17 protein-coding genes are annotated in these 20211 nt (G+C 43.7%); all 17 read right to left on the bottom strand.

What is annotated here, in order from left to right; genetic code table 11:
* Positions 1-197: 197 nt before the first annotated feature.
* The 17 genes from cdaA to K1X84_13875 all read right to left on the bottom strand — a co-directional run bounded on the left by cdaA (position 198) and on the right by K1X84_13875 (position 19882).
* Entirely contained in the window at positions 198-1034 is an 837-nt protein-coding gene (gene cdaA, locus K1X84_13955) for a diadenylate cyclase CdaA (GenBank protein MBX7152730.1), read from the bottom strand.
* Between the two features lies 1 nt (position 1035).
* Positions 1036-1812 (bottom strand): dihydropteroate synthase, encoded by a 777-nt coding sequence (gene folP, locus K1X84_13950; GenBank protein MBX7152729.1) that lies wholly within the window; start codon positions 1810-1812, stop codon positions 1036-1038.
* Between the two features lie 38 nt (positions 1813-1850).
* Positions 1851-3533: a tetratricopeptide repeat protein gene (locus K1X84_13945; GenBank protein MBX7152728.1), complete on the bottom strand. Its 1683-nt coding sequence runs from the start codon at positions 3531-3533 to the stop codon at positions 1851-1853.
* Between the two features lie 88 nt (positions 3534-3621).
* A complete protein-coding gene (ftsH, locus tag K1X84_13940) occupies positions 3622-5580 on the bottom strand; it encodes an ATP-dependent zinc metalloprotease FtsH (GenBank protein MBX7152727.1) in 1959 nt (652 codons plus the stop codon).
* A gap of 36 nt (positions 5581-5616) precedes the next feature.
* Positions 5617-6159 (bottom strand): hypoxanthine phosphoribosyltransferase, encoded by a 543-nt coding sequence (gene hpt / locus K1X84_13935; GenBank protein ID MBX7152726.1) that lies wholly within the window; start codon positions 6157-6159, stop codon positions 5617-5619.
* Positions 6143-7549, bottom strand: a complete 1407-nt coding sequence (gene tilS / locus K1X84_13930) for a tRNA lysidine(34) synthetase TilS (protein ID MBX7152725.1) — start codon at positions 7547-7549, stop codon at positions 6143-6145. The genes hpt and tilS overlap by 17 nt, the downstream gene beginning before the upstream one ends.
* Positions 7546-8538 carry a VWA domain-containing protein gene (locus K1X84_13925; protein ID MBX7152724.1) on the bottom strand — a complete coding sequence of 331 codons (993 nt, stop codon included), beginning with the start codon at positions 8536-8538 and terminating at the stop codon, positions 7546-7548. The genes tilS and K1X84_13925 overlap by 4 nt, the downstream gene beginning before the upstream one ends.
* A gap of 5 nt (positions 8539-8543) precedes the next feature.
* Positions 8544-9563 (bottom strand): VWA domain-containing protein, encoded by a 1020-nt coding sequence (locus tag K1X84_13920; GenBank protein ID MBX7152723.1) that lies wholly within the window; start codon positions 9561-9563, stop codon positions 8544-8546.
* Positions 9564-9708: 145 nt separating this feature from the next.
* On the bottom strand, positions 9709-10776 hold the full coding sequence (locus K1X84_13915; protein ID MBX7152722.1) for a tetratricopeptide repeat protein: 1068 nt from the start codon (positions 10774-10776) through the stop codon (positions 9709-9711).
* 82 nt (positions 10777-10858) lie between these two features.
* A complete protein-coding gene (locus K1X84_13910) occupies positions 10859-14020 on the bottom strand; it encodes a caspase family protein (protein ID MBX7152721.1) in 3162 nt (1053 codons plus the stop codon).
* Between the two features lie 99 nt (positions 14021-14119).
* Positions 14120-14890 carry an enoyl-CoA hydratase/isomerase family protein gene (locus K1X84_13905; protein MBX7152720.1) on the bottom strand — a complete coding sequence of 257 codons (771 nt, stop codon included), beginning with the start codon at positions 14888-14890 and terminating at the stop codon, positions 14120-14122.
* A gap of 1 nt (position 14891) precedes the next feature.
* Positions 14892-15338 (bottom strand): hypothetical protein, encoded by a 447-nt coding sequence (locus tag K1X84_13900; GenBank protein MBX7152719.1) that lies wholly within the window; start codon positions 15336-15338, stop codon positions 14892-14894.
* 119 nt (positions 15339-15457) lie between these two features.
* Positions 15458-16399 carry a M28 family peptidase gene (locus K1X84_13895; GenBank protein MBX7152718.1) on the bottom strand — a complete coding sequence of 314 codons (942 nt, stop codon included), beginning with the start codon at positions 16397-16399 and terminating at the stop codon, positions 15458-15460.
* Positions 16400-16415: 16 nt separating this feature from the next.
* A complete protein-coding gene (gene folE2 / locus K1X84_13890) occupies positions 16416-17261 on the bottom strand; it encodes a GTP cyclohydrolase FolE2 (GenBank protein ID MBX7152717.1) in 846 nt (281 codons plus the stop codon).
* A 50-nt stretch (positions 17262-17311) separates the two neighbouring features.
* A complete protein-coding gene (locus K1X84_13885) occupies positions 17312-18076 on the bottom strand; it encodes a radical SAM protein (GenBank protein ID MBX7152716.1) in 765 nt (254 codons plus the stop codon).
* Between the two features lie 4 nt (positions 18077-18080).
* Positions 18081-18329, bottom strand: a complete 249-nt coding sequence (locus K1X84_13880; GenBank protein MBX7152715.1) for a hypothetical protein — start codon at positions 18327-18329, stop codon at positions 18081-18083.
* Positions 18326-19882, bottom strand: coding sequence for an Rne/Rng family ribonuclease (locus K1X84_13875; protein ID MBX7152714.1), 1557 nt, complete (start codon positions 19880-19882; stop codon positions 18326-18328). Before K1X84_13875 ends, K1X84_13880 begins: the two co-directional genes overlap by 4 nt.
* Positions 19883-20211: the final 329 nt, after the last annotated feature.

Here is a 20211-nt window from a genome sequence, read left to right as displayed (position 1 = left end):
CAAACAATAAGCCATTGTCGCTTCATGATTTCCTTAATAACGTTAAAAAAAATCCCCACAGCTGAAATTGCAGGGATTCATCTGAAATTGTCTGGTTTCAAGAGTTCTAATTTTGATAAATTGTCGATACAATATTTCAAAAGCCATGGCGGCTTTGGGTCTACTCACACTTGTACATAAATCAGCATGTTTCGGTCTTAATTTTCTGATGGCTCAAGAATCCTGGATTTTTGGCGTTTGATTTTCCGCCACAAACCTTTGGTTTTGCCTGAAGAGATGACTTCTTCAATAAAGTTCCGCAATTCAGTCGGGGTCAGATTGCGATGCAAAATGCCTTTATAGGCTGCTGAAATTTTTCCGGTTTCTTCCGACACCACCAATATAATAGCATCCGTTTGTTCCGACAAACCAACTGCGGCGCGATGTCTGGTGCCTAGCGAAGATTCGATATAAGGATTCTGACTGAGAGGTAATAAACATTTTGCGGCTTCGATCTGATCGTTTTCGATGACCACGGCGCCATCATGCAAGGGAGAACGCGGATTGAAAATAGACAATAACAATTGTTGAGAAACCTGAGCCTGTAACATCAATCCAGTTTCGATAATATTACGCAATCCCGTGGTTCTCTCCAAAACAATAATCGCTCCGTTCCGCCGTTTCGCCAGAAATTCACAAGCCTTGACAACTTCGTTCACATAATCCGGAATCCCAAGTTTGATAATATTCCGAAGCAAACCGCTCTGGCCGAAAGAAAACAACATCCGGCGTAATTCAGGTTGAAAAATAATGACGAAAGCAATGACCCACACGGTTCGGATCTGATCGACCAGCCAGATCATGCCGCTCATATTCAAAGCTTGGACAGCAACGGATAAAACTAAAATCAGAATCAGGCCCATCAACATGCGCGACGCCGTCGTACCTTGAATGACCAAATACGCTTTATAAAAAATCACCGTAACGGCCAGTATATCGAAAATATCCAGCACCGTGACGGGCACAAACCATATTTTAAAAAGTTCTGTTTGCATATTATTCTGCATTTTCAATAGTCATTGCGAGATCGACGGCACGCCGAACGGCTTTGACGTCGTGAACTCGTAAAATATCGGCGCCTTTCAAAGCCGCCAGAATATTCGTAGCGATGGTTCCTTCTAGCCGATCATCGGGAGGTGCGCCGAATAATTTTCCGGTAAATGCTTTACGCGAGGTTCCGATCAACAACGGCCATCCTAATTCTTTAAACGATTCCAATTCTTTCAGTAAAATATAGTTATCCTGAAGTCTTTTACCAAATCCAAAACCCGGATCGACAATAATTTTTTTGACGCCCGCTTTGAGAGCTTTTTGAGCTGCTTGTACGAGAAAATCTTTAACTTCTTTGACGACATTGTCATACCGAGGATCTTCTTGCATGGTTTTCGGAGAGCCTTTCATGTGCATGACAGCAAGAGCGGCATCATGACGGGCGGTTACTGCCGCTATATCGGGGTCAAACGTCAGCCCGCTGATATCGTTGACGATATGCGCACCGGCTTTCAGCGCGGCTTCGGCAACTTTTGACTTATTAGTATCAATGGAAATCAGAACATCCAGATTATGTGAAATTTTTTCAATCACCGGTATTGTACGTTCCAATTCTACGTCAACATGAACAGAGTCCGAACCTGGACGCGTCGATTCGCCGCCGACGTCAATAATATCTGCGCCATCTGCTTTCAGTCGTACGGCTTGGGCATAGGCTTTTCCCAACGAGTCGAATTTTCCACCGTCAGAAAAGGAATCGGGCGTTACATTAAGGATGCCCATATAAAATATACGGGTGCGTAACAAAGAATAGAAATCGTTCATTCAGCATCCGGGAAATATTCCCGTAATTTTTTACGCGCTTCTTCCCGGTATGGGTCGTCGCGATCGAGTAGCTTCATTGCTGCACGAAATGCAGCTATTGCTTCGTCACGTTTATTTTGCACTTCGTAAATTTTACCGAGATACAGATACACGTAGGGATAATTTTTTATCTGAAGGGCTTTTTTAAAATACATTTCTGCGGTCGGATATTGGGCCAATTCCTCGCGTGTTTGTTTTTTTGCCTTGTATTTTCCGGCAACATGAAAATACAGAATGCCAAGACTGTAGTACACTTCAGCATTATCAGGATTAATTTGTGATGCCCGGTTTAACAAAGTAATGGCCGGATCAAAATAATTCAGATGATCGTAAGCCGTTACTAAACCGAGTGTAGCATCGATGTCATTAGGCCTGAGTTTTTGTGCAATGAGAAAATTATTAAGCGCCAATTGAGAAAAGTGATCGTTGGGGCGGCTCAGATCGATGTAATATTTTCCCAACGCCAGATAGGAATAAAAACTTGCCGGATTAGCGGCAATGGCCTTTTTAAGAATTTCTTCCTTGGTTTTAAGATTAAAGGATTCCCAACGAATCTTTTGCATATAACTAAGCAGATCGTAGATCAGGTAATCGCGGTCGTAAAGAGTGTGAGCGGCGATGAGGGCAAATTCGGCATCCAGGTAACGCGGCTCAGGCTTTATAGACATATAAAAATCGGCTAATGCCGTGTAAGCAGGTTCGAATTTTTCATCCAATTGGCCTGCGCGTTTAAGGTGATATTCCATACGTGCCTGATAATTCTTCCTGAGTTGATCGTCATTAGTACGCGTCGACAATTCTCCGTACGCTAAACCTGTTCCGTACCAAGCCAGCAAAGAAGAACTGTCAGCTTTCAACGCCTCCTGAAATGCACTGAGCGCATCTTCGTAACGGTAGACGGACATTAAAAGTTGTCCCTGGAAATAAGGCATGAGCGATGGCGTATTGTAGAGGTCAGCTTCAATAGCCGTTGGATTAAATTTGTAGTCAGTTTCTTGATAGAAAAATTGAATCAATTCGGTTGCACATTCTTTGGCTCGAGGCGTCCATTCGGATGTGAGCGGGAGGTCGTACTGGAACGATCGGATCAGCCCATGTTCAGCTGAATTATAAATGTGTACGTCAAGAATAGCATGTTGATCTTTAATTTCAAAAGATCCCGCCGCAACGTAATCGATGCCTAGTAAATTGGCCCACGATAGCAATTTCGATGAATCCAATTGCGAAAACTTTGCGGTAGAATCTTCGCCGAACGAACCGGTAATCCATTCAGGTCTGAGGAATGTCAGGTGCGGAGGTGATTGCATTTCACCGATACGCGTGGCCATTTCGGCCATGCCCCAGCCTAATCCCTGGTACGCATGCAGACGATGCGATCCGGTATTATCCCGAAATTCAAAAGGAAAAATTGCAACGTGAATCTGAATGGGTTTGGGAGGCCGTGCCAGACGAACAATCGCATACGTAAAACACAAAAAGCCAATGAGCGCTAACGTCGCGTTTCGCAGTTTTCGTTTATCAATGATTTCTGAATGTTTACGGAGATAATTAGCGATAAAAAGAATGATACCGCAAATCGTCAATAGAAAAAAAATACCACCAGGAACTTCGCCGGACAAAAAACGAATAATCGATTGCATACAGAACCTTCGTTATAATAAAGAATAAGGATGCATCACTGTCGTTCATGCATCCTTATGACCAAAAATCTCCGTTTGAATAAGAAATCTAAGAGACAGGGGTTTTTTGCTCACCATTTTCCTGCTCGAGAGGTTTGAGAGCTTGTCCGGCCATGATTAAATCAAGATCGTCGGTATCAATAGTCTCACGCTCGATTAAAGCATTCGCAATGGCATGAAGGTAATTGATATTTTCGCGAATTAAATCGACGGCTTTATTTTCAGCCTCACGGACAATTTTTTGAATTTCTTTATCGATAATGACGGCTGTTTCTTCGCTGTAATTCTTAGACGTTGCGATATCGCGTCCGAGAAAAACTTCTTCTTCTTTTTTACCGAATGCAACAGGTCCGACGAGGTCGCTCATTCCCCATTCGCATACCATTTTTCGGGCGACGGATGTAGCGCGTTCGATATCATTGCCGGCTCCGGTCGTCAGGTGATCGAAGATAATTTTTTCAGCGGCACGTCCGCCCATAAGATGTATCAACGTCGTTTGGATATACGTTCTTGAATACATGTGCCGATCATCCGTGGGCAAGTAGTGTGTCAGACCCAAAGCACGTCCGCGAGGGATAATGGTAACTTTATGTACGGGATCGGAGTCGGGCAGCAATCGGGCAACAAGGGCATGTCCGGCTTCATGATAGGCCACCATCCGTTTTTCTTTTTCAGAGATGACAAGGCTCTTTCGTTCCACGCCCATCATAACTTTATCTTTTGCATTTTCGAAATCGATATTTTCAACAATATCCGAATTTCTTCTTGCTGCAAGCAGCGCGGCTTCATTGACGAGATTCTCAAGGTCGGCTCCCGACAATCCGGGCGTACCTTTTGCAATTTTTTCTAAATTCACATTTTGGCTGAGATGAATTTTTTTGGTGTGAATTCTCAGAATTTCTTCACGGCCTTTGACGTCGGGTTGATCCACGACGACCTGGCGATCGAACCGTCCCGGCCGGAGCAATGCTGAATCGAGGATGTCCGGTCGGTTGGTCGCAGCAAGCAAAATAATTGCTTCATTGGAATCGAAGCCGTCCATTTCAACCAAAAGCTGGTTCAGTGTCTGCTCGCGTTCATCGTGACCACCGCCCAAGCCGGCTCCGCGTGAACGTCCGACTGCATCGATTTCATCAATAAAAATTATACATGGCTGGCTGCGTTTAGCCTGATCGAAAAGATCGCGTACACGCGATGCACCAACACCGACAAACATTTCGACAAAATCAGCGCCGCTGATCGAAAAAAACGGAACGCCTGCTTCACCGGCGACGGCTCGCGCTAACAAAGTTTTTCCGGTTCCCGGAGGTCCTAGTAATAAAGCACCTTTGGGGATGCGTCCGCCAACTTTGGTGAAACGATCCGGATCTTTCAGGAAGTCGACAATTTCCTGTAATTCCTGTTTGGCTTCATCGCATCCGGCCACATCGATGAATGTGACTTTGGTATCTTTTTCAGTCGACATGCGGGCACGGCTTTTTCCGAAAGTAAAAATATTTTTTGAACCGGTGCCGCCGCCCTGCATCCGGCGAAGAATAAAAATAAAAATACCGATTGCCACTAACCAAGGAAGCATTTGAATGAAAATGGTCGAAAAGTCCGTTCCTTTTTTCGAGAACTCAATGCCGATATTTTTTGCGCGCCAATCTTCGATCATTTTACTGTCGACAAACGGCAAGTAGATTTTAAATTGTGAATACTTCACGGAACGTCCGTCGACATAGGCGATCGATTCTTCTTTCAGAGTACCGCGTAATTCGTTTTCCGTAATATGAACGCTGTTGATCTTATCCTGATTCAATAACTCCTGATATTGCGAATAGGTGAGTTCAACAAGTTTTTCATTACCGGATGAGATCATCTGATACAAAAAGAAAAATGCCGCAAAGATTGCGAGCCATATAAAAAACGTTGCAAACGAATTTTTGAATCCTGATCCGCCTTCCTGGTTGGGACGGGGGCGCTTAGCGGCAGGCCGTTTGGATTTATTTTTTTTATTTTCGCTCATTTCTGTGTTTTTATTTTCGCTCAAAGGCGTGCTCCTTTAACTCTTGGTAACATAAATGTCTTTTAAATGCCGGAAACGCTGGGCGTAATCCAATCCGTAACCTATGACGAATTCGTTGCCGATCTCAAACCCGACATAATGAATAGGGAAGTCGACTTTTGCTTTTTCTTTCTTTAACAGCAAGGTTGCAAAACGTAACGAGGCCGGCTCCATTTTATCCAAATGATTTTTGATATACGTAACGGATAAACCTGAATCGATAATATCTTCAACAACAATCACGTGGCGTCCTTTGAGCTTAGCGCTCACATCTTTATCGAGACGAATGCTGCCGCTGGAATGCATGTGATCCCCGTAACTTCCGATTTTCAGAAAGTCGATTTCACATTCCGTATTGACTTCTCGAATCAGATCGGCAACAAATAAAAAAGAACCATTGAGAATCCCGACAAAAATGGGATTTTTGTCTTGGAAGTCGTTGGTAATTTCACGGCCGAGGCGGCGAACTTCGTTTCGGATTTGCTCGTCAGAGATCATTACCGTAAAAACATGACCATCGGCTTTAATCGTGTTGTTCATTCCGTCGACATTCCAATTTTAAAATACGTTGAGTAGCGGAAGTTAATTTATACCGATTGTCGAGCCGAAGCCCGCAAATCCAGATAATATGATCGCGTCCGTTTTTGTGCTCATAGAGAATCGGCCGCGTTTGCTTATCCGGTATTGAAATTTTTTCGTCGATGAAGAAATCGCTTAATTTTTTAGATTTCTCCATACCCAATGGATAAAAGTAGTCGCCGTTCTGCCAAAAACGCAAGGAAATGGATCCATTGATAGCGTCAGCATCGGCATATTCTACGTAAGGATCGCGCCCAAGTTTTACTTTTTTAAACTGCTTGGAAAGCAATTCCGTTATCCGGCATGTCCAATTATTAAAAATCTGTGTTTTGCCGACCGTGACAATTTTCTTCCCCTGAGTTGCGGTCGTAAGTCGTGGCTGAAAAACAAGAGTATTCTGCAATCGCAAGCAAAGCCATTTTCCAAAGAGTAATTTTTTTCCGCTCTGGCCTCGAATCAAATCCGTTATCCGCGTAATGTCGTCAAAATCAAATTCGACGGATAAGGCTTTACCGATAAGCGAGAGAATACCAAACTGTTGGGACGCAAAATACCTCTTAAAGCGATCAATTTCAAGGGTAATTTTCCCGTCCGACTGCTTGCAAATGCGCTTAAAAAGCCGTTTGGCATCATGTCGCATCCACGCTTCCGTATCAGTAGCGATGACATTTAATTGACGAAGATGCTTTTCAATTTGCGGGTCATAGTGAGTTTTTAATAAAGGCATTAACCGATGGCGAATTCTGTTCCGCAAAAAACGCGTATCGCGATTGGTAATATCCATACAATATTTAATTCGCTTGGACTTGGCATAGGATTGAAGTTCTTCCTTTGAAAAAACAAGCAGAGGACGAACATATATACCCCGCGATTCACGAATCCCTGTCAAACCAGTCCAACCGGTTCCTTTGATCAGACGGAGTAAAACCGTTTCAGCTTGATCGTCAGCATGGTGTGCGGTAACAATTTTGTCATAACCATTTTGCTGGGCCACGCGTTCTAAAAAATCATATCGTAATATCCGGCATGATTCCTCAACAGAAGTCTTATGCTTTTTGGAATAGGTGAGTGCATTGACGCGTTCAGTAAAATATTCGAGATGATTGGATTCGGCGAATTGTTTGACAAATTTCTGATCATTGTCGGCTTGTTTTCCGCGCAAACCGTGATGAAGGTGCGCGATGCCAAGATGAAAGTCGTTTTTTAATAAAAGAAAAAGATGAGCCAAAGCCATGGAATCGATTCCGCCGGAAACCGCCAGCAAAATGCGCGAACGTTTTTTGAAAAAACGTTTTGTGCGGCAATGATTTAAAAAACGGTTTTCAAAATTATGTGGTGTATCCTTTTTCATGGAATTTTCATAAACACAGTGTTCAACAGTATAAAATAAACAGTCAGAATAATTAAAGCGGGAATGACGAAATAGGGGTACAATTCGTGATAGCGTAAATACGTTTTAACTTCAATACGCGTTTTTTCTAATTGCCCGATCTGATCGTAAATGTCTTCGAGCATTTTTTGACTGGTGGCGCGAAAATACTGGCCACCGGTGGTTTCCGCAATGGTTCGCAACGTTTCTTCATCGATTTTAACTTCGGCGGTTACGTATTGCCTTCCAAAAAAGGGATCGTCAACGGGAATACGCGCTACTCCGTCTTTGCCGGCTCCGACCGTATAGACGCGAATGCCCAGCGCCTTGGCAATTTGAGCGGCAGTAATGGGATCGATTTCGCCGCGATTATTCTGACCGTCCGTGAGAAGGATAATGACTTTGCTTTTCACTTTACTTTCACGTAAACGGTTGATCGAATTGACTAAACCCATACCGATCGCCGTGCCGTCTTCGATCATACCGATGTCTACCTGCCGTATAAGTGACGTTAGGATAGAATAGTCTACCGTTAATGGACATTGGGTAAAACTTTTCCCGGCGAATACGACCAATCCGACACGATCCGTTTCTCGTCCACGAACGAATCGTTCGGCTACTTCCTTAGCAGCATCAAGCCGGTTTGCTTTTCCCATGTCCTCGATCAGCATACTGCGTGAAACGTCGATAGCGAGAATAATGTCGATACCTTCTGCGGTTACTTTGGATTGAGCGTCTTTGGTGCGGGGCCGCCCTAATGCGCAAATGACGAGCGCCATGGCTATTAATTTGAGCCACGGTAACAGAGTGGCGGCCTTCTGGCGAAAGGACGGTCGAACAGTTCCTAACCATCCAATATGTGAATATTGAACGGCGGCCGCGCGTTTCTTCTTCCAATTCCAAAACCACACGATCGGCAAAGCGGCAATGAGTAAGAGAAAGTAAGGATTAGCCCATTCAAAGGAAGCCATAGTATCTATATTTTTCGTTTTTCTGAGACAACTATTTCGATAGTCAGTAAGATAAACGCGATAACCAGGAAGAATTGAAAACGATCTTCAAACTGAGTGAATTGATATTGGGATGATTCGGTTTTTTCGAGTTTTGATACGTCGTCGTAAATTTTTTTCATCGTCTGCCCGCCGGTCGATACCGGATAATAAGCGCCTCCAGTCTCTTCAGCGAGCTTTTTAAGAAAGGCATCTTCTAATTTAGTTGTAACTACCGAACCATTGTATTTTTTATAATCATATTGGTTACCTTGATCGTCGTAGACCGGAATCGGAACAGGATTGGATGTCCCGACGCCCACCGTGTACACCCGGATGTTCTGTTCCTGCAGACTCTTTATCATCGTAGAAGCGTCAGTACTATGATCCTCGCCATCTGAAAAAAGTATGATTGCTTTGCCTGCCGATGAGCCGGCTGGCTCGCCCTCATGGCGAATAAATGCTTGAGCGGCTGTCTGTAACGCATCGGTAAAATTTGTTCCGGCGGACGTCGTGGTGCCTGTTTCAATTGCATCGAGAAACATGTGCAGCGCGCTGTAGTCATTTGTCATGGGACATTGAATGAAAGCATTTCCTGCAAATACGACTAATGCGACGCGGTCTCCGCCCAGCATTTCCAGCAACGATCCGATCTCGAATTTTGCTTTTTCAATTCTGCTCGGCTGAATATCTTGCGCATTCATAGAAGCCGAAATGTCAAGAGCCAAGACGATATCAACACCTTCGATTTTTACCTGCTCGTACTTGGTTCCGATCTCGAATCCAACGAGTGCTAGAATTAGCAATCCTATAGACGAGAATAGAAAGATCGTTTTGATGCGGACTTTTGTGAGGCTGCGGGAGGCCGTCAGTTGTTCGATCAATTCTGCATCGCCAAAAGCCTTTATTTGGCGTTCTTTATGACGCAGTCTGTAAAGGTAAAAAATAAAAAGCAGTGGGATTAGCGCCAGCAGGTAGAAAAAATAAGGCGAAGCAAATTTGATCATAACTTGAAAAGATCGTGATAGTTAAAAGCGGGTTAATATAGATAGAAACGGAGAATTTTGCAAAATCAAATGTGGAGTGCGGTAGTGAAATGAATTTTAGCGGCGCACCCGGGAAGATGCGCCGCTAGGTGTGCCGTAAACTTAATTAATAGCCTTGCGATTGAAGTGAGTTGTATTGCTGTTCATACTGCATAGCGGCGTTATAATTGCCCATATTTTTATAAATCATGGAAAGGAAATACGCCGTAGTTTTGAGTTCGGTTTTTGAACTGCCTTCCATGCTATTGAATGAATAGGCTGTCATGAAATTATTCATGGCTTCCTGTTGCTGGCCCATGTAATACTGGCTCATTCCGATCGTATTATAATCCACGCCTTGTCCATATGAATCGTTTGTTTGCTGTGCCATCGACAAAGCCTGATAAGCGCTGTTCATGGCTTCCTGATAATGACCGAGATAATAGTGACAACGACTGATTTTTTCCTGTGTTAGTTTCTGAAAGCTTTCATCATTGTGAATTTGGTATACTTGTAAAGCGGTTTGCAAATCCTGCAAAGCTTCGTTGTAATTGCCGGCCGTCATTTTATCTTCGCCGGCTTTTTTCAGATTGTCGGCATCTTGCACTGACATTTGATTCGGATTGTTATTATAACCGGTTTGGGCGCCGTAGTCTTTGTATCCGCTGCCGCTGTTTAATTGATCGATCTCGTTTTGATACTTATTGGCTTCATCATATTTTCCAAGCTTGTTGTAAACGTCAACAAGGTTTTTCAGATCGATTTTAATATCTTCAGTTTTGCTACTTTGACGGCTTTGCGCTAAAGCGGCTTGATAATAAATAGCGGCCGACGAATAATCACCCTTATTGTAATAATTGACGCCGAGGCGGTTGTTGGCCAGGCCGACGCCGGAGAGATCGTTGAGGGAACTGGCCATTGCGAGCAATTGGAAATTCAGGGAAATCGCCTCATCATATCGGCCGGTTTTGTTAAACACTTGAGCGAGTTGTTCGGAAGCATACAGTTCGTATTTTTTATCTCCTTTGTCTTTGTATACGCGAATGGCATTGTTCAGATGCGATTCCGCTTCGTAATATTTTCCTTGTTTGTATAAATCTTTACCCAGATTATATTCGTCGTCAGCCCACTTGACGTCTTGAGCAAAAGTGCCAGTGGCTAACAACGTTGCCAAAATGAACGCTAACGTTTTCATAGTACTCTCCTCTTGGAATGTGGGACATGTAATAACTGATTTAATTTAAAAAAACATTGTCTCGTTTGCAAAATTTTAGAACTTATTTTACCACGCCAATAGGGAAGTCCTGGCCGCGCGCATAGCTATTGGGATATTGAGCTGTACCGCGGTATTTTTTTGTAAGTTCGGGTACACGGTCGTTGAGATAAGCCTCCAATTCTTTCACCGTTATTTTGCCATCTTTAGTTCCGCCGTCTGCATCGCCGTTTAATCCCTTTAAGATAGCAAAGGTAAAAACGCCGTGACCAAGTTGTCCAAATTCTGCGGCAAACTGTTCGGTGCCCGTTGCCGAAAGGACGACCAAACCGGCGCTTCGCGCTAATTGTAAAATAGCTTTTTCATTGGCTGCGCCGCGGGTCGAAAACGCCTGTACCGCACCGCCTGACTGGCATGCATCAAGAACTACTACTTGTTTTTGTGCTTTGATATTCGTGCAAACTTCTTTTAACCGTTGTGCGGAAATACCTTTTTTCAATAAGCCTTCGTCGTCGCCGTACAATTTTATTACATCATTTGGTACGAGATAAAATTCGGTTGGCGAAACTTGACTACCTTCGCTCATGACGCCGTGTCCTGCATAATAGAATATAAAAGCATCTTCAGGTTTGGCCATCTCTGCAATTTTTTGTAAAGCAGCTTCGATGTTTATGCGATTGGCGTCCGCATCGTAAATCTCATATTTCAAAATTTGTTTGAAGATCGTTTTGCCGGTCGTTTCAATGGCTTTGACGAAAGCCTGAGCGTCCGGCCGTGCATAGTTCAAGGTATAATTGGCATTTTTATACTGATTGATCCCGATGACAAGCATGTAAAGGTTCGAACTGGCTTCGAGAGACTGGCGTTCGACCGATAGTTCGAAAGGATTGGATTCCGTTCTTTCTTTATTGAATGCGGTCGCCTGAAAGGTGTTATTGCCGGCCAGCATCGGTGCATAATACGTCAGGGTTAGTTTTCGTCCGACATTTGAAATTTTTTTATCTATAATTTGTTCCTGTGGGATCAGTTTTCCGTTTTGATACAACCGGACTTCATCGATGCCACCGCCTGCATCCGTTACTTCGATTTCAATTTCAGCTCCTTCGCTTTCGACAATACTATGATCGAACGGCCGTACAATTTTTACTTTAGGAGGCAATGAAAAACCTTTTGAAATATCGACCGTTCGAGCCATCGTTTCGCCACGCAAAACAGATTTCAAAAGATCGGGCGTGTAAAACCTTTCAAACAAGGCGTCCAACGGGATGACATGCAGATCCTGAACGTAATGCATTTTCTTCATTCCGTCCGGCGTGCCATCGAATCGTCCATCAGTGGCTACAGCAACCCAATCTTTTTCGCCAATAGCCGTCAGGTTGATCAGCGGATCGCCGGTTTTGTAATCCCAGATAATGGTTCGTGCATCGGTGCTGGTCGTAAAAAGATATTTGCCATCCGTACTGAAAGTCAGCGCATTGATAACACTGGTATGACCGGTTAATTGGCGAACTTCTTTCCATGTTCCGGTTTCGATCATGCGCACAATTCTGTCATCGCCCATAGCAAGCCATTTACCGTCAGGGCTAAACATCATACCGCCGTTGCTGGCCCAGGTTGCATTGTAGGCGGCTTGTTCAAATGTGTTGACATTCCAGATCACTCCGGTACCGCTTGCAAGAAAACTACCATCGGGGCTAAAACAAATGACGTTCGAACCGCCCGAATCCACAAGCGATTTAATAATACGACCGGAACTCACGTCCCAGAATTTAACGGTTTGATCGTAGCTGGCGCTTACGAGCATGCTTTCATCAGGCGTTAGCGTTAATGTCCAGAGAATACGCTGATGACCTTTCAATGTACGACGCAGTTTGCCTGAGTTGAGATCGTAGACGCGGATCGTCGTGTCGTTGCCGGCAACGGCCACATAATTTTGCGAACGATTGATAACCATGGCCGCAATGGATGTGTGCGCTTGAATCGTACGAACTTTTTTGCGCGTGACAACATCCCAGACGATGATCGTCGAGTCATATCCACTGCTAACCAAAAGTCGCTCGTTCTGCGCAAAACCAACGGGATATACCGGTTGCCGGTGCCCTTTCAGGATCGTTCGCAATTTACCTTCCTGAAGATTCCATAATTTGACAGAATGATCTTTGCTTCCAAGGGCGAGCAATTGATTTTTTTTGTCGATAGCAATGGAGTTGTTGCCGTCGGCGTACCCGGTGAGCGCGATTTTTTCAGAGTTGTCTTTCAAGTTCCAAATGCGAATCGTTTGATCGGCACTGCCGCTGACGAGAGAATTTCCGTCGGCGCTGAATTCAAGAGAAGTTACGGCTTCATCGTGGATGCCGACGGTTTCAGAAATTTCACCATGGCTCAGATTCCATAGCCGAATAACGCCATTATCGCCTCCGCTGGCTAAAGTGTGACCGTCCGGATGAAATTGTACGGTATGAATTTTTCCGTCAGGGCTTTCGAGTGCGGTCAATTCGCGGCCATTAAGGACATAGAACAAACGAATGGTTTCATCATCGGAACCAGTCGCAAGAATATAGCCGTTCGGGCTGAAGGCTACGCAATTTACTATGTCAGTGTGCTCTGAAATTTTAACTAATTCTGTTCCGGATTCAGGATCCCAAACGCGAACCGTACTGTCTTCTCCGGCGCTTGCAAGGCGATCGCCCGAAGGCGAGAATGCCAGAGAAGTTGTTAACTGAGTAGGACCGTGCAATTCACGCAGAAGTGAGAAATTTTCAGTGTTCCACAAACGGATACCATTATCCTGCGATTCCACGCCGACGAGTTGCTTATACCAAAGCGGATATCCATGCCCGGTCGCTAAGATTTTTCCGTCAGGGCTGAAAGCCAGTGACGCAACCATCGTTTGCACGGGTAGCGAAGCGATTTTTTTATTTTCAGCAATATCGTAGACCGCAACTGTAGTGTCGCTTCCAGCTACAACTAACCATTTTCCATCAGGACTGATGGCTACAGCAAAAACGTTTTTTGAAGTGTAAGTACGCAGTTCTTTTCCTGATTCTGCATCCCACAGTTTTGCCGACCAATCCCAACTTCCGCTGGCAACCAATTTGCCGTCAGGACTAAAGGCGACGGAAGTAACTTGATTAGTGTGGCCGGTTTGAACTACAAGTTCCGGTTTTTGTGCTACAATGCTCGCATGGAAGAAAACTATCCATGATAGAATAAGCCGGTATTGCATGCTTTTTAAAAGTAGAGTTAATATTAAGACGGGAATTTATAAAAATTTCATTTCACGCGTTGACGAGCTTTGCATGAAAGACTTAGAAAAGAAAATTTTCTAGCGATGTTTCCATGAAGGATTGCGTTTTTCCATAAATGCTTGCACACCTTCAGTAAGATCATCGGTTCGAATAAGGTCGTTGAGATAAATATTTTCCGCTTTATCCAAAGCGGCCTCGAACGATTGTTCAATTCCGGCTAATAAAGCGCGTTTTGTATGATGCAATACGGAACCGCTCATCTTAGATAATTTTGCAATCCATTCGTCTGTTGTTTTTTGAAGCTGGTCATACGGAACGACTTGATTGACCAATCCCATTGTCAATGCATGTTGTGCCGAAAAAGTTTCACCAAGCATGGCGATTTCGAACGAACGTTTGGCGCCGATAAGCCGTGGCAATAAAGCTGCCGCTACTGGTGGATAACAACCAACCTTGATTTCCGGTTGACCGAAGACAGCATTATCAGCCGCTATAACGATATCGCAAAACGTCGCCAACTCCATTCCGCCGCCCAGACAGTATCCGTGGACCGATGCGACTGAAAGTTTTGATGATCGATATAGCGTACGAAAAATTTGATGAAAGCTTTTGATCATACTTTCGACTTTATCCAAAGTATGATCTTTGATGTCGACGCCGGCAGAAAATGCTTTCTCTCCGGCCCCCTTGAACAAAACAAAATGAATAGCATTGTCTTTGATCACTTCATCCAGAATCTGATTGAGTTCTGAAATAGCAGGAATATGCAGCACGTTCATCGGCGGGCGATTGATGGTAATCGCTGCGATCCGATTTTGTTTTTCAAAAAGGAAATGTTCGTAAGACATTTTAGTCATCTCCTATACTCTTAAGCTTTTGAACGTCTAACTGATCCTGCGGCCTTAATGAATTGGATTTTAGAGTAACCAGCATCTCCCGATCCAGGTAAGGGATGTCTTGATTCTCAATAGTAAAGTATTTGATATGCGGTTCAGTATCTCGATAGCGAAATCCCGACATTCTGACAAAGATATCAATAGGGAATAATTCAATTATGCGTACTGATCCTTCTTCATCAGGAAAATCTTTTAGTGTTAATTCGTGAGCATAGCCTTTCTGGTATCCAGAAAGAACCCGAATCAGTTCGTTAATATTGGATTCCTCATTATCAATCAAGATATCGACGTCTTCGGTAGGGCGTACGAAGCCATTAAACGCACAAGCCAATCCTCCGACGGTTACAAACTTAATTTTATTTTTTGTAAGAAGGACCAACAACTCTTCGAATGAGTTCATTTTTAGGCTCTTTAGAAATTAAATTATTTTTTTCCAAAAATTCATTCAGTGCAACAACGCGTTGGATAGGATTTAGCGAATATCGGCCGACTTGTTTACGGATACGAAACGGATTGGGATCATTCATTATACAAAACCTCCACGAGTACGTCACCGACTTGTTTCAGGCTTTCGGCGCTGCATTTATCGGGCGTATCGGCCAATGTATGATGAAAAGTATCGAAATAGCTCATATCGATAATATCAATACACGGAATGCCGATTTGTTGAAGAGGGACATGATCGTCGTAAATACTTTGCTCGATACTTTTTCTGAAAGAAGGTTTTTCAAGTTTTTTCGCGGCGTCCCAGACTTTATTGACAATTTCTTTGGCATTTTGGTAGGAAAAACCTTCGATAGGAAGGTCGAGGCTTTTGGAGCCGATCATATCGATTAAAATACCATAAGTAGGAAAGTAATTTTTGTTATTTTTGGCGAAATATTGTGAACCAATGCAGTAAGGATTCAGACTATCAGGATAAAGTTCGGCATTATGTTCACCATAATCTTCGATATCGAACAAAATAATGTCAATGCCTACGTCCGGCGGTTGTTGTTTGAGAATACGAGCCATTTCTAGTAACACCGCCACGCCAGACGCACCGTCATTGGCTCCAAGAATCGGTTTATCGTGATTTTCTTTTAACGGATCCTTATCGGCCCACGGACGCGTATCCCAGTGTGCGCACAACAGGATTCTTTTTTTTGATTTTGGATGAAGATTGATTGAAGCGATCAGGTTTGTTCCTTGAAACTTCCTAGCCGTATCGCGTTTATCGGTATACGAAAAATGTTGTTGCGATACATTATCGCAATATTTTTTCAATTCTTCTGTAAGGTATTCTAAACATTGTTGATGGCCTTCAGAACCGGGGTTTCGGGGACCGAATGAACATTGTTTCTCGAGATACCGCATAGCGGAATCACCGTCGAATACCGGTTTGGATTTGAATAAATCGCACGATGTAACTGAATTTAACTGCATAAAAAAGACAATGAGGATAAGTGTTCGATACGGCATGAGGCTCCTGTTTGCTTTACGAGTGCGAGTCAGAGGTCACGTTGGCTGATTCGAGCGTCGTGACATGCAGCGAATTGGATTTATCGCGTTCAATATACGCGTATGCGTCATGATTATGAATGCTTTCGAAGTTAGTCACTTCCACACTGTACCACGAAATACGTTTTTCGGAAGACAGTGACAGCGCAATATCGCGCACCAGATCTTCCACAAAGACGGGGTTTTCATAAGCTTGCTCAGTGACATATTTTTCGTCTTCGCGTTTAAGCAAGGCAAATACTTCGCAGCTGGAAGTTTGTTCGACCAAATGAATCAGATCGTCGATGTCCATTGGATGCTGCGAGTCGTGGTCATGGAAACGGACACAAACCGTCACCAGTCCGCGTTGGTTATGCGCACCGTATTCGCTGATCGACTTCGAACATGGGCACAATGTCGTAACCGGAACATCAATCGCAAGAATGGTATCAACCGTATCCCGTAAAGTTTTACAGTCCAGTCTTACCTCATAGTTCATATAACTTTTACTGCGCGTTACCGGCGCTTCTTTTTCGAGAAAATAGGGAAACCTCACGTGTAGAAAGGCTTGTTCCGCATCGAGCTTTTCTTTCATCATGTCAATGATGTTCTCGACGGTTTGCAGGTTGATGTTACCTTTATATTCGTTGAGAATTTCAACGAAACGGCTCATATGCGTACCTTTTTGATCATGCTGGAGATTGACATACATTGCAAAAGTTCCGACCGTATTGTGCCGAATGCCACGGCGATTGGTAACCACGATCGGGTATTGTATGTTTTTTATACCGACTTTGTTGATCGCAACTTTTCGGAAGTCACTTTTTGATTGAGTATCTTCCATGAAAACCTTTCTTGATAAACACTAACGTGTATTTTAATTCAAATCGAAGCTCAAAATGATTCTGCCGGGATACCGGCAGCGATTACTTTTTGTTCAATAACTTTCAGTTCAGTTTTGGATATTTTTTGTAAATTCTCTGCGGACGGTTGCCGATCAAGGCTGTATAGCATGACCATTTTTGGATGGATATCTTTTAACCGTCCGATCCATGCGTCAATCTCATGATCAGTTGTATTATCAATGACAGCGCCGCGAAATTCGCCACGCAAAAACATCGTTTGAATCGTCACATCGCCGTCTAATTTTGACAGATTCTTAATGACAGAGTCCAGAGTAATTCCTTTATCGGGCATGTCGATCAGTTGAAACATTCTTTCCGTACCTGCATCCAGTTTTAGAATACGGTCGTCAATTTTTTTTAGCGCATTAAATATCTGAGGCTGATGTAACCGCGTCGCGTTTGAAAAAACAGCAATACGTGCTGCCGGATAATATTGCCGGCGAAGCTTCAATGTCATATCGATGATCGTATCAAATTCCGGATGCATGGTCGGTTCGCCATTACCGGCAAACGAAATATAATTCAATATTTCTCCGGATTCTTTCATCGACTTTAATTTATTCTCGCACGAGGTTCCAAATTCTGATGCGGTAGGTAGGTTGTCTTTAATCGCTGTGTCGGTCCATCCGCATTCACAATAAATGCATTCGAAGTTACATACCTTTCTCTTTCCCGGCAACAAATTGATGCCCAATGAAGGTCCTAATCGGCGGGAATGCACAGGCCCGTATATAGTTGTCGGATGGAGAAACATCCAGTTATTTTTTCCTGTTATTCAAAATTCGGACTAATGCCCAGGCTGCAATACCAAGCCAAATGACGTTGACGAAAGCCGAAGGCATAGCGTGATAATGCACCGTATTAATAATCAGAAATAAACTTCCTAACAGATTAAATATTGTATACAAGATCGATCCGGCTGAAATCTTATTGTAAGTGATCAATGCATACGCAGTGATAACGAGCGCACTGCCAGCCCAACCGATAATATCTATCCAGTCCATCACGCCGTATGCGTTTCGGTAATGTCATCGCCTTTTGAATTGATGACATGGAATTCATCCAATCGCATTTCTTCTTCACCGGTGACCGTTGCAAATATAAAATACTTCCAGCGTAATTTCTGCGCTTTGAGCTCGATCAAATCGATCACATCGGGATGAACGATGATTTCAAGGCGTGAGAAAAACTTATGTTTCTGCTTATAACGTCTCATCCAACGATCAATTTTATTGAACAGAGTTGTACGATTCCCGACGCGTCCGGTGCCTGAACAAGCTGGACAAGGCTCACTAAGCGAAAACATGATGCTCGGGCGGATGCGTTCGCGGGTCAATTCGATCAGACCGTATTCATCCATAGGCAGAATTGAAAATTTAGCGCGGTCTTTGCGCAATTCGCGTTTCATTTCTTCGTACAGTTTCCGTTTATTTCGGTCGTCATGTAAATCGATAAAATCGATGACGATCAACCCGCCGATATCCCGAAGGCGCAATTGCCGCGTGATTTCGCGTGCGGCGATCATATTGACCGCCATGGAGTTTTCTTCATACGATCCACGTCCCATAAACCGGCCGCTATTGACGTCGACGGACACAAGCGCTTCCGTGTGCTCGATGATAATATATCCACCGTTCTTGAGCATGACTTTCTTTTCGATGCTTTGCTGAATATCCTGTTCGATATTATAAAGATCGAAAATTGGCCGGCGTTCTTTGTATAATTCAATCCGGTCGAGCAATTGCGGCGACGTCGTAGAGATATAATTATAAATGGCACGATGTAAATTTTTGTCATCGATCAAAACACGCGTGACGTCATTGGAGAAGAGGTCGCGGATGACGCTGGAAACCATTTCCATATCTTTATAGACCAAATTGGGCGCCGGAACACTTTTAGCTTTGCGATCGATATCGTGCCACGTGTTGAGGCAATTACGGATGTCATTGTTGAGAACTTCTTCATCTTTGCCTTCGGCATTGGTGCGTACGATCACACCGAAACCCGGCGGTTTGATTTCGCGCGTAAGTTTTTTCAGGCGTTTTCGTTCGGGTACATTGATAATTTTCCGAGAAATGCCGATCATTTCGGATGGATCGTTGGGGATCAGAACCGTAAAACGTCCAGGAATGGAAATTTCGGAAGTAACGCGGGCGCCTTTGTTATAAATAGGCTCTTTGATGATCTGTACAAGGATTTCCTGGCCGGTGCGTAAAAATCGCCCGTGGCTGTCATGATTATGAATGACTTTTTGGTGAGCTGTTTGTTTGGCTGGAGTTTGCTCGAATTCATCGCTTTCGTCGTCGTCGGCCAGCGCAGCGTATTCGTGGGTATTATCGCCGATATCGGAGAAGTGAAGGAACGAGTCTTGTTTCATTCCTACGTTGACAAAAGCGGCTTTCATTCCTGGGAGCACCTTAGCGACGCGGCCTTTATAAATATCGCCCACCATGCGCTCTTTTTCGGGGCGTTCGACAAAAATTTCGACCAGTCGCTCGTCTTCTACGATGGCGATTCGAGTCTCCGCCGCCGTAGAATTGATAATAATTTCCTTCTTCATGCAGTCATCCTATTCAGAACGAATAGGGCAGAACGAAACGGATGAATCCCACCTGAATATCATCCGGATTTTGCAAAGAACAATTTGTATAAAGTGTCCCGGGTTCACCGGGTGCGTAATAGTAAGGCCCAATGTTGGTTTATGACCTTACAAACTGAGAGTTCTCTAAAATTTCTGCCTAATTCGATTGTTAAAAAGTTTTATAGTTCTAATTACTTATCTAAAAAATTGATCAGTGACGAATTTGAAAATAATTTCTACAGCGTTTAGAATCAATTAGTTACGGCGAAGATAGTCAATCGGGTGTTGAAAAACAAGAAAAAACATGG

The organism is bacterium (assembly GCA_019695335.1).
In the GTDB taxonomy this organism is placed as follows: domain Bacteria; phylum CLD3; class CLD3; order SB21; family SB21; genus JABWBZ01.
This window is presented reverse-complemented; position numbering and strand designations above follow the sequence as displayed.

Bases quoted from the DNA above. Each gene is read 5' to 3' on its own strand.
- tilS (MBX7152725.1), bottom strand. From the start codon at position 7,549: ATGAAAAAGGATACACCACATAATTTTGAAAACCGTTTTTTAAATCAT.
- hpt (MBX7152726.1), bottom strand. From the start codon at position 6,159: ATGAACAACACGATTAAAGCCGATGGTCATGTTTTTACGGTAATGATC.
- K1X84_13925 (MBX7152724.1), bottom strand. From the start codon at position 8,538: ATGGCTTCCTTTGAATGGGCTAATCCTTACTTTCTCTTACTCATTGCC.
- K1X84_13900 (MBX7152719.1), bottom strand. From the start codon at position 15,338: ATGAACTCATTCGAAGAGTTGTTGGTCCTTCTTACAAAAAATAAAATT.
- ftsH (MBX7152727.1), bottom strand. From the start codon at position 5,580: ATGAGCGAAAATAAAAAAAATAAATCCAAACGGCCTGCCGCTAAGCGC.
- K1X84_13920 (MBX7152723.1), bottom strand. From the start codon at position 9,563: ATGATCAAATTTGCTTCGCCTTATTTTTTCTACCTGCTGGCGCTAATC.
- K1X84_13905 (MBX7152720.1), bottom strand. From the start codon at position 14,890: ATGTCTTACGAACATTTCCTTTTTGAAAAACAAAATCGGATCGCAGCG.
- K1X84_13915 (MBX7152722.1), bottom strand. From the start codon at position 10,776: ATGAAAACGTTAGCGTTCATTTTGGCAACGTTGTTAGCCACTGGCACT.
- K1X84_13910 (MBX7152721.1), bottom strand. From the start codon at position 14,020: ATGCAATACCGGCTTATTCTATCATGGATAGTTTTCTTCCATGCGAGC.
- K1X84_13885 (MBX7152716.1), bottom strand. From the start codon at position 18,076: ATGTTTCTCCATCCGACAACTATATACGGGCCTGTGCATTCCCGCCGA.
- K1X84_13945 (MBX7152728.1), bottom strand. From the start codon at position 3,533: ATGCAATCGATTATTCGTTTTTTGTCCGGCGAAGTTCCTGGTGGTATT.
- K1X84_13875 (MBX7152714.1), bottom strand. From the start codon at position 19,882: ATGAAGAAGGAAATTATTATCAATTCTACGGCGGCGGAGACTCGAATC.
- K1X84_13895 (MBX7152718.1), bottom strand. From the start codon at position 16,399: ATGCCGTATCGAACACTTATCCTCATTGTCTTTTTTATGCAGTTAAAT.
- folP (MBX7152729.1), bottom strand. From the start codon at position 1,812: ATGGGCATCCTTAATGTAACGCCCGATTCCTTTTCTGACGGTGGAAAA.
- folE2 (MBX7152717.1), bottom strand. From the start codon at position 17,261: ATGGAAGATACTCAATCAAAAAGTGACTTCCGAAAAGTTGCGATCAAC.
- cdaA (MBX7152730.1), bottom strand. From the start codon at position 1,034: ATGCAAACAGAACTTTTTAAAATATGGTTTGTGCCCGTCACGGTGCTG.